The sequence below is a fragment of the Ruegeria sp. HKCCA5463 genome (genome assembly GCF_013034175.1).
GTDB lineage: Bacteria > Pseudomonadota > Alphaproteobacteria > Rhodobacterales > Rhodobacteraceae > Ruegeria.
The window spans coordinates 36,873-48,844 of the sequence record NZ_WQFL01000002.1; the positions used below are offsets into that span (position 1 = coordinate 36,873).

Here is an 11,972-nt window from a genome sequence, read left to right on the forward strand (position 1 = left end):
TGGCTTCACCAAAAAAAAGCGCGGCGTCGCATCAATCTCGATGAGTGTAAGCAGGCAAAAACAGACGTTGCAGGGCTCAGGCCTGCTTTTGAACCTCGGCTTCGTCTGCCACCTCTGCCGACTCTGGTGTCACTTCGACCACATCATCCTCGTCCGCGGGCTCCATGACTTCAGGCTCTTCGGATTGATCTTCGAGCGCACCAACGATCAAAGGCAACATATGTACGCCGGTCGCGCTTGCGATTTCGGGTGTTTGTGGTGTCTGCCAGCTGAGCGTGTCGAAGCTGCCGCAGTTCTGGCAGACCGGTCCCCATTCAGGTTGGATATCATGGCAATTGGTGCACACCCATTGCGGACCACGCGGCGCATTCAGCGCCTTGGCCAACCAGCCTTGCACAATGGCGTCCGAGGCCCCTTCGCCCCGTTCGATAGCGGCCATCAACGTATGGGCGCGCGCATCACCCTGCGTTTCGACCACATCACCCAGCGCACGGCGGGCTTCGGGGAAGTCCTCGGCCACGATGTTCAGTTCGGCCAGTATCAGACGCGTTTCCATGTTCTCGGGGTGAATCCGGGTCAGCGCGGTGAACCGCTTGATCCGTTGGTCAGGGGTTTCATCCGGCACGATGTCGGCAAAGGCATGGGCCAGATCCGGATGGGGCTGCGCCTCCCATGCTTTTTTCAGAATCTTGGTTGCGGCCCGGGGTTTGCCTTTGGCGATATACGCGCGGGCCGCCATGGCAGCGGCAGGCACCAAATCAGGCGACAGGCGATTGGCTTCAATCGCGCGCTCCTGCTGTTCGACCGTCGCACCTTCGTCCAGAATTCCCTTGGCTTCGGACAAGGCCAAAACCGCGTCACGCCGTTTGAAGACATCGCGCGGCAAATACCCGGCCTTCAACTTGGCCGTCAGGGTCGAACGTGCACCGGCCCAATCCTGCGCCTTGGTTTGAAGGTTCAGCAGCACGTCCTGCGTTTCTTCATGACGTGGTTTGATCGCCAGGGCCTTCTCGGCCAGTTTGCGGGCCGTTTCATCATCACCTTCGGCCAGCTTCTGCTTCATGATCCCGCGCACGCCGACGAAACTGGTGGCGCTGTTGGTCACCAGTTTTTTATAAGTATCCGATGCCTTTTTCGTATCCCCGGTCATCTCGGCGGCCTGTGCCACCAGCAGGTCGGTAAGCTCGGGCTTGTTCAGCAGTTTCTCGGCCTTGCTGGCTTTGGTCATTGCCACGCGCCCTTCGCCCGAGGCCAGCGCCAACAAACCATCAGCCAGCGCCTGGTATCCCTTTTGCTGGCGATTGCGGTCAAAATACCGAGACAGCGCCGTTTCGTCACCGTTCAGGAATTTCAGCGTTGCGATCAGCAGGCTGAGCAACTTGAAAAACAGCCAGACCGCAAAAACCAACACAGCCAGCGCGATCACTGACTGAAGCGGCCCGAGCGTGAATTCCGTGCCCGCGACGGTGATCTGAACCCCGCCACTGGTTTGCATCAGGAAGTGACCGCCCAACGCCAGCAGACCGATAATCGCAACAAAAACGAGGATCTTAAACAGTGACCACAGCATGGCAGGTCCTTCAGTTCGAGTTCAGGCTGGAAGCCAGTGTATTCGCCGCATCGACGGCGGCGACCCGTGTTTGGGCCACCTGTTCCCAATCGGACATTGCAGCCTGTGCCGCTTCGGGAAGTGATTTCAGTTCGCTCAAGGCTTTGGCCAGATCTCCGTCCGCAAGCGCAGCCTGTGCCCGTGACAGGATGGCATCTGGCCCATCCCCTTCCTGGGGCGTGACCGAGCGCGCGCCCGTTTGACGTTGCAGGAACGCGATCAGGCCGGTGCCCTTGTCGGCTTCACGGGCTTGGGCCAGCGCGGTTCGGGCCGCAGGCGCGAAACTGTCGCGCAGAGAAGAGAGTGTTTCAACACCCTTCTCAGCCGGCCCGGACAGGGCATCCGGCACATCCACACCGCCTGCTTTCAGTTCTGCAACCAGATCAGAATAGGGCTGACCCGCATCCAATTGCCCATGCAAACGCGACAGAACGGCGGCATTGGCCGCAGCCTGCGCATCGGCTGATGCTTTCGCCTCCAGCGCCTGAGCGTCGGAAACCATTTTTTCAACCTCGGCCCGTTGCGAGGCCAGCGAGTCCTGAAGCTTCTTCAGCTCAGCTTCGAACGCGGCCATGGATTCGGGCGACACGCTGGATTCGATCGGGGTTTTCTCAAGCGTCGCAATGCGGTCTGACAATGGTCCGATCTGGCCTGACAGCGTATCCACAGTGGATTTGATCGCACTCAGGTCACTTTCCACGGGTGTCAATTTGTCGGACAGCGCTTTGACCTGATCCGTCAGACCAGCATCATCCGGACTGTTTGCAAGCGCCTGAGACAGCTTGGCAATCTGGTCGGACTGGTCTGCCAGTTTGGATTCCAACGTCGCCAAGGTATCCGAGCTGTCCGAGCCAGTTGACAACAGCCCGCCATTGCCCAGTGCAAACCCGACGGCGGCAGCGATGGCACCGCCCAGCAAAGCGGGAACAAATCCGCCACGCTTTTCAACGACACGCTCGACCACTTTTTCTTCGGCCGGGGCAGTATCTTCAGTCGACGCTTCGGCTTCGGCTTCGGCTTCGGCTTCGGCTTCGGCTTCGGCTTCGGCTTCGGCTTCGGAAAGTTCTTCTTCTACGGCCTCAGTCGGGTCAACAGGTGTATCTTCCTGTTGCAGTTCGGGTTCGACGACGTCATCTGCCTTGGGGGTTTCCACCGGCTTTTCTTCGGACTTTTTCTTACCAGCCACCGCAATATTCCCCTTATCGAATCCAAATTCAGATGAATAACAGCCCCAGTCAAGTTAATCGGGGACCGCGCCGCCCTCAACCCGCAACGCATGTTTCACAAGCTTTTTGACAGCCTTACGCATTTTCTTTGGTGTCGGCTTCTTTGCGATCTTCAGGCGCGCATAGTCCAATGAATAAAGGGGATCCGCCGTGGCCTGACTGATTGCGGCCAACCACAAAGGCGCGGATCCGGTCCAAATATCGGCAAAATGTCGCGCCGTTCTTGGCGAAAAAAGCGGTGCGATTACCGGCGAATCCAGATCTGCCACCCGGGTCACTTCGGATGTTAGCGGCAACAGCAATTGCTGGTAGACTGGCAGTTCCCCCACGGTCAGGCCGGATTCGGTCAGTCGACCGGCAACATTGCCGCGCGTGTTCTCACCCCTCAAATGCAACAACGGGCTTTTGGGCCTCCGCTTAAGCAGATGTCCCACCAGTTCTTCCGCCGTGGCCCCGACCATTTCGGCCTGCCAGCCGCAACCCTTCGCTGTGCTGGTCGTAGTCGGTCCGACGCAGAAAGCGGGCAGGTTGCGGTCCACACCTTTCAGGGCTGCCGCATTCACCGCATTGGCCGACGTGAAAATCAGTCCTTGCACACCCTCGGTCTCAACCTCTACCGGCAACGGCCGGATTTCCATGATCGGAGAATAGATGACCTGAACCCGAGATTTGGTGCGGGTCGGCAGCTGCGCGACGAACCGTTCAGAGGCAGCGCGCGGGCGGGTCATCAACAAATACAACGTGCGGCCCCTTGGCCCTTCAGGATTGTTTGCATCCGCGCAGGGTGATACCCCGCCGTTAGATCATGATGCAACGGATCAGGGTGATGGTGCAAACACTTACCGTACTGGGATTGGAAAGCAGCTGCGACGATACCGCCGCGGCCATCGTGCGTCAAACGACGGGCGCCAAGGCCGAAATCCTGTCATCCGTGGTACATGGCCAAACCGAACTGCACAGCCCTTTTGGTGGCGTCGTGCCCGAGATCGCGGCCCGGGCGCATGCGGAAAAGCTGGATGTCTGCGTTCTGCAAGCGCTGGACACCGCTGGTCTTTCACTGAAAGACGTGGACGCCGTTGCGGTCACCGCGGGGCCGGGTCTGATCGGAGGGGTCATGTCGGGCGTCATGTGCGCCAAGGGGATCAGTGCGGCAACCGGTCTGCCGCTGGTGGGTGTCAATCACCTTGCCGGTCACGCGTTGACACCACGACTGACGGACAACATTACCTTCCCCTACCTGATGCTTCTGGTGTCTGGCGGCCACTGCCAGTTCCTGATCGCCCACGGGCCCGAACATTTTACCCGCCTTGGCGGCACCATCGACGATGCGCCGGGAGAGGCCTTCGACAAAACCGCCCGCCTTCTGGGCCTGCCGCAACCTGGTGGCCCTTCCGTCGAAGCCGAGGCGCGCGCCGGTGATCCCAAACGCTTTCGATTTCCCAGGCCGCTTCTGGACCGGCCCGGTTGCGATCTGTCCTTTTCGGGATTGAAAACGGCCTTGATGCGGATGCGCGACCAGATCGTGAATGAAAAGGGTGGCTTGACGCGCCAGGACCGCGCAGATCTGTGCGCCGGATTCCAGCAGGCTATTGTGGACACATTGGCCGAAAAGACCCGGCGTGCGATTGATTTGTATCTGGAAACCTCTCCGTCTGAACCCGTGATTGCCGTTGCCGGAGGGGTTGCCGCGAACTCGGCCATTCGGTCCGCATTAGAGTCTGTTTGTGCTGAAAAAAATACCCAATTTACCGCCCCCCCGTTGGCGTTGTGCACGGACAATGCGGCGATGATTGCCTATGCTGGCCTGGAACGCTTTCGTGCCGGCGCGCGGGATGGGCTGGACCTGACCGCCCGCCCTCGCTGGCCTCTGGATCAGCACAGCCCGGCCATGCTGGGCGGTGGCAAGAAAGGGGCCAAGGCATGAGCGTATCCGTCCTGGGTTCCGGTGCGTTTGGCACTGCTCTGGCTATCTCGCTGGCAGGCAACGGGCCAGTGACACTGTGGTCAAGAAACGCCGATCGGGCGCAGCAGATGCGCGAGACGCGCGAAAATGCAACCCGACTGCCCAACATAACCTTGCCCGGGGACATCAATGTGACTGGGGATATCGCCAAGGCGCTCAGGGCTGCCACGCTTTTGTTGGCCGTGCCAATGCAGAAATTGCGCAGCGCTTTGCAAGATCACGCACCGGCCCTGCGCGGCAAGACTCTGGTGGCCTGCTGCAAGGGAATTGAACTGACCTCGGGGCTTGGACCTGTCGCGGTCATCAAAGAGAGCATCCCGGATGCCCGCGTCGCGCTGCTGACCGGGCCCAGTTTTGCAGATGACATTGCACATGGCCTGCCCACCGCTCTGACGCTGGCTTGCGAGGATACGGAACTTGGCAAGGCGCTTCAGGCCGAACTGACGACGGCGAACCTGCGCCTTTACCGCACCACAGACACGATCGGCGCCGAACTTGGCGGCGCGCTGAAGAATGTCATGGCCATTGGCTGCGGTGCCGCCATCGGCGCAGGTCTGGGAGACAGCGCCCGGGCGGCCTTGATGACCCGCGGGTTTGCCGAGATGCAGCGCTTTGCCGCGATGCGCGGCGCGCGCCCCGACACCCTGATGGGCTTGTCCGGGTTGGGGGATCTTGTGCTGACCTGCTCTTCCGAACTGTCCCGAAACTATCGTTTTGGCCTGAGTTTGGGTCTGAATCAGCCCTTTGACAGCCAAACAACGGTCGAAGGCGTCGCCACCGCTCGTGCCATGTCGGACATTGCCGCCAAGGAAGGGCTGGATATGCCCATCAGCGCCACGGTGGCGGACCTGAGCCATGGCGCCTACAGTGTCACCGAGGCCATTCAAAACCTGCTAAATCGACCCCTCAAGGAGGAATAACATGCTGATCGCCCTCATCGCTCGTGACAAACCAGACGCGTTGCAAACCCGATTGGACAACCGCTCGGCCCACCTTGCCTATATCGAAGAAACCGGCGTCGTGTCACAGGCCGGACCGTTGCTGAACGGTGACGCCATGATCGGCTCATTGATAATTCTCGATGTGGAGGACCTGGCCGCCGCACAATCGTGGGCCGATGGCGACCCTTACGCAAAGGCAGGATTGTTCCAATCGGTTGAGCTGATCCCGTGGAAAAAGGTGATCGGTTGATGGCCTATTGGTTGTTCAAGTCGGAACCGTCGACCTGGAGTTGGGATCAGCAAGTCGCAAAGGGCGACGCGGGCGAGGAATGGGACGGTGTCCGCAATTATCAGGCGCGCAATTTCATGCGTCAGATGAAGGTTGGGGACCGGGGGTTCTTCTACCATTCGCAAAAGGACAAGTCCGTTGTTGGCATTATCGAGGTCTGTGCCGAGGCCCATCCCGACAGCACCACCGATGACGAACGGTGGGAGTGTGTAGACATCAAGGCCGTGCGGCCCTTTTCCAAACCCGTAACGCTGGACCAGATCAAGGCGGACGAGCGTCTGGCCAACATGGTGCTGGTGAAGAACTCTCGTTTGTCGGTGCAACCCGTGACCGAGGATGAATGGCGGGTGATTTGCATGCTGGGTGAAACCCAGCCTGACTGAACGGGACAGTGGCACCGGGCGCAGAACTTCTCAAACCCCTGGCAAGATGCTATCTTTCCTTGGGCTTTGCCGGGTGAGAACATGTCGGTCGCGTTTTTCCGCGATTGAAATTGCTTGGTGGTGTTCGAATAAAGATCGGTCTTTCTTGAAAGCAAAAACCCATGTCTGACGACGAAGGCGGCAATGGGATATTCGAAGACGCCGTTGCTGCGAAGAATTCAAAAAACTGGGAAGCGCGCCTGAAAGAGGCGCGTGAAAAGCGTGCCAGAGTGCTCAGCGGGGCGCAGGGTGAAGCGCAGGAAAAACCCACCCTGAAACCTTCCGAGACAGAGCACCTGCCCCGGCCAGACGAAACCAAAATCGAAGAGATCGTATCAGACCGGGTCCGTTCTTTGCATTTGGAAGAAACAAAAACTAAGAAAAAACCCTTGGTTAGAGCAGGTATTGTTCTGGCCGCCTTGGTTTGCGGCGCGTTCCTGCAATGGGCGGTCACACATATTGCCGGAACTTGGCGCTCTACCGGTGGAACGCCCCCAGCCAGCCTGGATGCGGCGACGGAAACTCTTCCTGAAATCGAGGAGCTGCTTTCAGACAGAGCCCCCACCGTCGGAATCGCAGAGTCACCGGCCCCACGAGACACACAAGCAGCCGAGGGCCCCGCCGATTCAGCGTCTTCCGAAGTCGCACCCGTTTCCAACCCGGCAATCATCGAAGAGGTCGAGGATGCGATCACAGGCGCACCTCTCGACCAGAGCGTCTCGGTTGAAGCGCTCGTGACGCCACCCGTTCCAGCCGAAGACATTTCGGCTGCGGATGACCAAGACAGGGTGGAGCCAAGACCCCCAACCCCAGAAGCGGAACCGGCCGTGTCTTTGTCCCCGCCAGCCATATTCATTCCGCCACAGCTCGAACCCATCTTGGCCACCGCTTCTTCTGCGGATATTCAAACCCTGTTTCCAGCTTCTGCCGAACCTCCGTGGCGCCACACCAACCGGTCGAACAAAGACAGCTTTTCGCAGACATCCTTGATGGTTTTGGACCCTGTTCTGCAAGAGATCACTTTATCTGCGGTCCCGTCTTATGCAGAGGTAAAACCGCTTTCGCCCGCACAATCCCCCATTGATCTGGAAGTCTCGCTTTTTGTTCCGTTGAGAGTGTCGCAAGACGCCAGCAGCCGGGCTTTGGAACTGCTTACGCAGGGCCGCGCGACTGTTGTATCAACAGACCGCGTGGGTTTTCGGGTCCGAGAAACACAGGTTCGTTTCTATCATCCAAGCGACGCTGAAAACGCGGCGCTGGCGGCTGATGCTCTTGACGGAATATTGAGGGATTTCACGAATTCGGGCAGCAAGACCCGTCCGGGGCGGATAGAAGTCTACCTGGCAGGCAGCGGTGGCGCGTCATCCAGGAATTCGGACCCAAGGCCCACGGAATTCGACAATTTCATTGCGCGTATTCTTGGCGAACTCAGATAAGAAACGAGGGAAGGCTCTGACGATACAGAACCTTCCCTACCCCCGCGTGCTCCCTACTCACCACACGCGTATGGAAATATCTGGTTCTGACCGTCCTGGTCACAGGTTGAACTTAGCCCAGCCGCACCCTTGGTTTCAAATGCCAAGTCTTTAAATTGAAACTCAAATTAAGTACGCCCGCCAGAATCTCGGCGGGCGCTTGGTAAATTTCGACCGGGTCAGCTGTAAACGGATTCTTTTCCGAAATGCTTGGTCAAAACATAATAGACAACGGCACGGTACTTGTTGCGCTCGGACATGCCATAGGTTTCCATGGCTTTGTTGATCCCTTCCATCAGCTCGGGGCCATCTGCCAGACCCAGCTTTTTGATCAGGAAGTTGTTCTTGACGGTTTCCAGTTCCGAGTCCTGGCTGGCCGCGACAGTTGCCGCATCTGCGTCATAGATCGCCGGACCACAACCGATGGTGACCTTGGTCAGCAGGTCCATATCGGGGTCCATCCCGCATTTGGTTTTCAGGTCTTCTGCGTATTTGGCGATCAGCTCGTCGCGCTTGCCCATATCCTAGTCTCCTTGATCCGTTTACCCGGCACCTTTTACCGATGATCGAAAGACTAGCCGCGTCGCAGGCTTTTCCAAAAGGAAAAAAATTTGCGATTTCTCCCCCCTTGGTCGCAGCCTGCACGTTTCTTGCTGAAAGGCCTATCGGCAATAGCCCCACCCCGGGCCTTGCAAGTGGAAATGATCCGCGTGCAAACGATTGAAATCGGGCCCAAGAACCACGCGAAACCAACCGCAGGCCCCGCGCCAGATCCGTCGAAAAAAGGCGCCTTCCGGTCCCGAGCCCTGCCAGTTTGACAACAAGGTCAGCGTCCGACCGTCAACGGTATCCACACCGACGATATCTATCGAATTCGCGCGGGCATGGCTGCTCCACCCACTGTTTTCACCCTGCGCGGTGCGCATGGGGCGGCAATTGTAACTGCCGATGTGGCGCAATCGGGAAACGTCGGTCCCAAGCAGATCGCGTGCGGCAGGCTGTACGACGTGATGTTCCCACATGGTCAGGCGCAACGCCGTGGCGCAACTGGTTTCAACATCCTCGATCCCTGATGTCACCAATTTGGTAAGACGACCCCGACCGGCGATACCGCAGTTCTGATCGACGACCAGGTCCCCCATCGCCTCAAACCGAACACCTGCGTCTTCCAGAGCGGCCCGACACTGTGCTTCGCGGGCCAGTGCGCGGTTCAACTGAAGCTTGGTGACGGGTGTGATCGGGGCGGTTACCTTCAGATCACGCAACGGGTTCCAGTGTGACGGTATCGGCGTTTCGGGATGCGCCAACACCCACCAGACACCACCGCCCAAAAGGATCACAACAACCGCCAGCCTGAAAAAGAAAGACGCCGCCAGGTACAAATACCGGCGGCGCCCAGATTTCTGCGTCATACCCAGACGGCGATCAGTAGCGGTAGTGTTCCGGCTTGTACGGACCTTCCGGTTTGACACCGATGTAAGCAGCCTGATCCGCATCCATCTGGGTCAGCTTCACGCCGATGCGATCCAGATGCAGGCGGGCCACTTTCTCATCCAGATGCTTGGGCAGGATGTAGACCTTGTTCTCGTACTGGTCACCCTTGGTGAACAGCTCGATCTGGGCCAGAACCTGGTTGGTGAACGAGGCCGACATCACGAAGGACGGGTGCCCGGTGGCGTTGCCCAGGTTCAGCAGACGACCTTCGGACAGCAGGATGATGCGGTTGCCCGAAGGCATCTCGATCATGTCCACCTGTTCCTTGATGTTGGTCCATTTGTGGTTCTTCAGGCTGGCCACCTGAATTTCGTTGTCGAAGTGGCCAATGTTGCCGACGATGGCCATGTCCTTCATCTCGCGCATATGCTCGATGCGGATCACGTCCTTGTTGCCGGTGGTTGTGATGAAGATATCCGCGGTGGCGACTTCGTCTTCCAGCAGGGTCACTTCGAAACCGTCCATCGCGGCTTGCAGGGCGCAGATCGGGTCGACTTCGGTGACTTTCACACGAGCACCAGCACCACGCAACGACGCGGCCGAGCCTTTGCCCACATCACCGTAACCGCAGACCACTGCAACCTTGCCGGCCATCATCGTGTCGGTGGCGCGGCGGATACCGTCGACCAGCGATTCCTTGCAGCCGTATTTGTTGTCGAATTTCGACTTGGTGACGCTGTCATTCACGTTGATCGCCGGGAACGGCAGATGCCCTTCCTTGACCAGCTGATACAGGCGGTTCACACCGGTGGTGGTTTCCTCGGAAACACCCTTGATCTGATCCCGCATCTTGGTGAACCAGCCCGGGCTTGCCGCCATGCGCTTGGCGATCTGCTTCTTGATAACCTCTTCCTCTTCCGAACCCGGAACAGGGATGATGTCCTCACCCGCTTCGGCACGGGCGCCCAACAGGATGTACAGCGTTGCGTCGCCGCCATCATCCAGGATCATGTTCGGGCCTTCCTCGAACAGGAAGGATTTGTCCAGATAATCCCAGTGCTCTTCCAGTGTCTGGCCCTTGACGGCGAAGACGGGAATACCCGCCTCGGCAATCGCGGCGGCGGCGTGGTCTTGGGTCGAGAAGATGTTGCACGACGCCCAGCGCACATCCGCGCCCAGCGCCACCAGCGTTTCGATCAGAACGCCCGTCTGGATGGTCATGTGCAACGACCCGACGATGCGCGCCCCTTTCAACGGCTTGCTGTCGCCGTATTCCGCGCGCAGGGACATCAGGCCCGGCATCTCGGTTTCGGCTATGTCCAGCTCTTTGCGGCCAAAGCCAGCCAATGAAATGTCTTTAACGATATAGTCCCCGGCCATCAGGTGCTCCATTTTCCGGTAATTCACAGTCCTGGCTGCCCCTAGCATTCCTTGGGGCAGGTGGCAACTTTGAAGACTGTGATCGGAAACGATATGGCCAATATCAGCTTGGTGTGCCTTCAATTTCGATCTTTGGTATCGCTTCAAAAAAATCGGTGCCAACGGCAACAATACAGCTGATACCGTTCGCATTGGTTACCAAAACGGTATAACTTCCCGTTTCTTTCGAGGTCCAAACCTCCATCACCGATTGCGCGCCGCGTGTTTTTTGCAGGCCGCCAAAGGCCAATTCTTCGGCATAGTTCTCCTGCAATTTGGATATGATGTGATCCCGTGTCGCGCAATTCTGGGCAAAGGCAGGTGGCGCGGTGGCGGCCATTCCGAAGGTCAGTGCGATTGCGAATAAACGTTTGAACATAGAGTGCTCCTTTCGATACGTGTTTCAGTTCGAGAGGGGCACACTGGGAGGAGAATGCACCCCCCTCAGTCTTCAATGTCGGGATCTTACCGCGCCGTTTCAAAGCACGAACGCTCAAGAAAATGTTGGCAGCGTGTGATCCAGACAGGTACATCATACCATAAAAACGCGAATTGAACGTGTCCAACTTCACAAGGCATGGCAGAATGGCAACACAACCCAGAGCGTGGCAAAGGATGCTGTCGGGCCGCAGGCTGGACCTGCTGGACCCGACACCGGTGGATATCGAGATTGAAGACATCGCACACGGCCTTGCCTTTGTCGCTCGTTGGAACGGTCAGACAAACGGCGATTTCGCTTATTCCGTGGCCGAACATTCCCTGCTGGTTGAAGAGATTTTTGGCCGTATTGCCCCCAAAGCACCCATGAAATGGCGTTTGGCGGCCCTGTTACATGACGCGCCCGAATATGTGATCGGCGATATGATCTCACCCGTGAAATCCGCCGTCGGCCCAGACTACGGCGCGTTGGACGACCGGCTGGCGGCAGCAATCCATATACGGTTTGGACTACCGGCTGAGGTCCCAAAAACGGTGAAGCGCCAGATCAAGAAGGCCGACAAGATCAGCGCCTGGATGGAGGCGACTCAGATTGCCGGGTTTTCCGAGGCCGAAGCCACGAAGTTCTTTGGTCGCCCGGACAGAGGGATCATGGCGGGTTTACAGATCAGGCTGCGCCCCCCGGTCGAGGTGCGGCACGCCTTTACGGCGCGGCACGCAGAGTTGATTGCACAGGTCTGAGAGGCGCTTTCCGAA

The 11,972-nt window shown here is 58.3% G+C and carries 13 protein-coding genes; 6 read left to right on the forward strand and 7 right to left on the reverse strand.

What is annotated here, in order from left to right:
- Window positions 1-76: 76 nt before the first annotated feature.
- The 3 genes from GOW09_RS06220 to GOW09_RS06230 are packed head-to-tail and all read right to left on the reverse strand — an operon-like array spanning window position 77 to window position 3,563.
- Window positions 77-1,570, reverse strand: coding sequence for a heme biosynthesis protein HemY (locus GOW09_RS06220; RefSeq protein WP_171116630.1), 1,494 nt, complete (start codon window positions 1,568-1,570; stop codon window positions 77-79).
- A gap of 10 nt (window positions 1,571-1,580) precedes the next feature.
- A complete protein-coding gene (locus GOW09_RS06225) occupies window positions 1,581-2,795 on the reverse strand; it encodes a COG4223 family protein (protein ID WP_171116632.1) in 1,215 nt (404 codons plus the stop codon).
- A gap of 54 nt (window positions 2,796-2,849) precedes the next feature.
- Complete coding sequence (locus GOW09_RS06230; protein WP_171117255.1) at window positions 2,850-3,563, reverse strand: uroporphyrinogen-III synthase; 714 nt, start codon at window positions 3,561-3,563, stop codon at window positions 2,850-2,852.
- A gap of 98 nt (window positions 3,564-3,661) precedes the next feature.
- Between GOW09_RS06230 and tsaD the strand changes: the two genes are divergently transcribed.
- The 5 genes from tsaD to GOW09_RS06255 all read left to right on the forward strand — a co-directional run bounded on the left by tsaD (window position 3,662) and on the right by GOW09_RS06255 (window position 7,886).
- Complete coding sequence (gene tsaD / locus GOW09_RS06235; protein WP_171116634.1) at window positions 3,662-4,759, forward strand: tRNA (adenosine(37)-N6)-threonylcarbamoyltransferase complex transferase subunit TsaD; 1,098 nt, start codon at window positions 3,662-3,664, stop codon at window positions 4,757-4,759.
- Entirely contained in the window at window positions 4,756-5,718 is a 963-nt protein-coding gene (locus GOW09_RS06240) for an NAD(P)H-dependent glycerol-3-phosphate dehydrogenase (protein ID WP_171116636.1), read from the forward strand. Before tsaD ends, GOW09_RS06240 begins: the two co-directional genes overlap by 4 nt.
- Window position 5,719: 1 nt before the next feature.
- Complete coding sequence (locus tag GOW09_RS06245) at window positions 5,720-5,989, forward strand: YciI family protein (protein WP_171116638.1); 270 nt, start codon at window positions 5,720-5,722, stop codon at window positions 5,987-5,989.
- Window positions 5,989-6,411 carry an EVE domain-containing protein gene (locus GOW09_RS06250; RefSeq protein ID WP_171116640.1) on the forward strand — a complete coding sequence of 141 codons (423 nt, stop codon included), beginning with the start codon at window positions 5,989-5,991 and terminating at the stop codon, window positions 6,409-6,411. The genes GOW09_RS06245 and GOW09_RS06250 overlap by 1 nt, the downstream gene beginning before the upstream one ends.
- Before the next feature lie 161 nt (window positions 6,412-6,572).
- Entirely contained in the window at window positions 6,573-7,886 is a 1,314-nt protein-coding gene (locus GOW09_RS06255) for a hypothetical protein (RefSeq protein ID WP_171116642.1), read from the forward strand.
- A gap of 218 nt (window positions 7,887-8,104) precedes the next feature.
- Here GOW09_RS06255 and GOW09_RS06260 read toward each other — a convergent pair whose 3' ends face one another.
- The 4 genes from GOW09_RS06260 to GOW09_RS06275 form a co-directional block, all read right to left on the reverse strand.
- Window positions 8,105-8,446, reverse strand: a complete 342-nt coding sequence (locus GOW09_RS06260) for a DUF2853 family protein (RefSeq protein ID WP_152459648.1) — start codon at window positions 8,444-8,446, stop codon at window positions 8,105-8,107.
- A gap of 141 nt (window positions 8,447-8,587) precedes the next feature.
- Window positions 8,588-9,337, reverse strand: a complete 750-nt coding sequence (locus GOW09_RS06265) for an extensin family protein (RefSeq protein ID WP_171116644.1) — start codon at window positions 9,335-9,337, stop codon at window positions 8,588-8,590.
- Window positions 9,338-9,350: 13 nt separating this feature from the next.
- The gene (ahcY, locus tag GOW09_RS06270; protein ID WP_171116646.1) at window positions 9,351-10,739 is read right to left on the reverse strand and encodes an adenosylhomocysteinase; all 1,389 of its coding nucleotides are present in this window, start codon (window positions 10,737-10,739) and stop codon (window positions 9,351-9,353) included.
- Window positions 10,740-10,842: 103 nt separating this feature from the next.
- On the reverse strand, window positions 10,843-11,157 hold the full coding sequence (locus GOW09_RS06275) for a hypothetical protein (RefSeq protein ID WP_171116648.1): 315 nt from the start codon (window positions 11,155-11,157) through the stop codon (window positions 10,843-10,845).
- Window positions 11,158-11,363: 206 nt separating this feature from the next.
- Between GOW09_RS06275 and GOW09_RS06280 the strand changes: the two genes are divergently transcribed.
- Window positions 11,364-11,957 carry an HD domain-containing protein gene (locus GOW09_RS06280; protein WP_171116650.1) on the forward strand — a complete coding sequence of 198 codons (594 nt, stop codon included), beginning with the start codon at window positions 11,364-11,366 and terminating at the stop codon, window positions 11,955-11,957.
- Window positions 11,958-11,972 lie beyond the last annotated feature (15 nt).

Coding starts and splice junctions, on each gene's coding strand:
- GOW09_RS06220 (WP_171116630.1), bottom strand. CDS start 1,570: ATGCTGTGGTCACTGTTTAAGATCCTCGTTTTTGTTGCGATTATCGGT.
- GOW09_RS06230 (WP_171117255.1), bottom strand. CDS start 3,563: ATGACCCGCCCGCGCGCTGCCTCTGAACGGTTCGTCGCGCAGCTGCCG.
- tsaD (WP_171116634.1), top strand. CDS start 3,662: ATGGTGCAAACACTTACCGTACTGGGATTGGAAAGCAGCTGCGACGAT.
- GOW09_RS06240 (WP_171116636.1), top strand. CDS start 4,756: ATGAGCGTATCCGTCCTGGGTTCCGGTGCGTTTGGCACTGCTCTGGCT.
- GOW09_RS06245 (WP_171116638.1), top strand. CDS start 5,720: ATGCTGATCGCCCTCATCGCTCGTGACAAACCAGACGCGTTGCAAACC.
- GOW09_RS06250 (WP_171116640.1), top strand. CDS start 5,989: ATGGCCTATTGGTTGTTCAAGTCGGAACCGTCGACCTGGAGTTGGGAT.
- GOW09_RS06255 (WP_171116642.1), top strand. CDS start 6,573: ATGTCTGACGACGAAGGCGGCAATGGGATATTCGAAGACGCCGTTGCT.
- GOW09_RS06260 (WP_152459648.1), bottom strand. CDS start 8,446: ATGGGCAAGCGCGACGAGCTGATCGCCAAATACGCAGAAGACCTGAAA.
- GOW09_RS06265 (WP_171116644.1), bottom strand. CDS start 9,337: ATGACGCAGAAATCTGGGCGCCGCCGGTATTTGTACCTGGCGGCGTCT.
- ahcY (WP_171116646.1), bottom strand. CDS start 10,739: ATGGCCGGGGACTATATCGTTAAAGACATTTCATTGGCTGGCTTTGGC.
- GOW09_RS06275 (WP_171116648.1), bottom strand. CDS start 11,157: ATGTTCAAACGTTTATTCGCAATCGCACTGACCTTCGGAATGGCCGCC.
- GOW09_RS06280 (WP_171116650.1), top strand. CDS start 11,364: ATGGCAACACAACCCAGAGCGTGGCAAAGGATGCTGTCGGGCCGCAGG.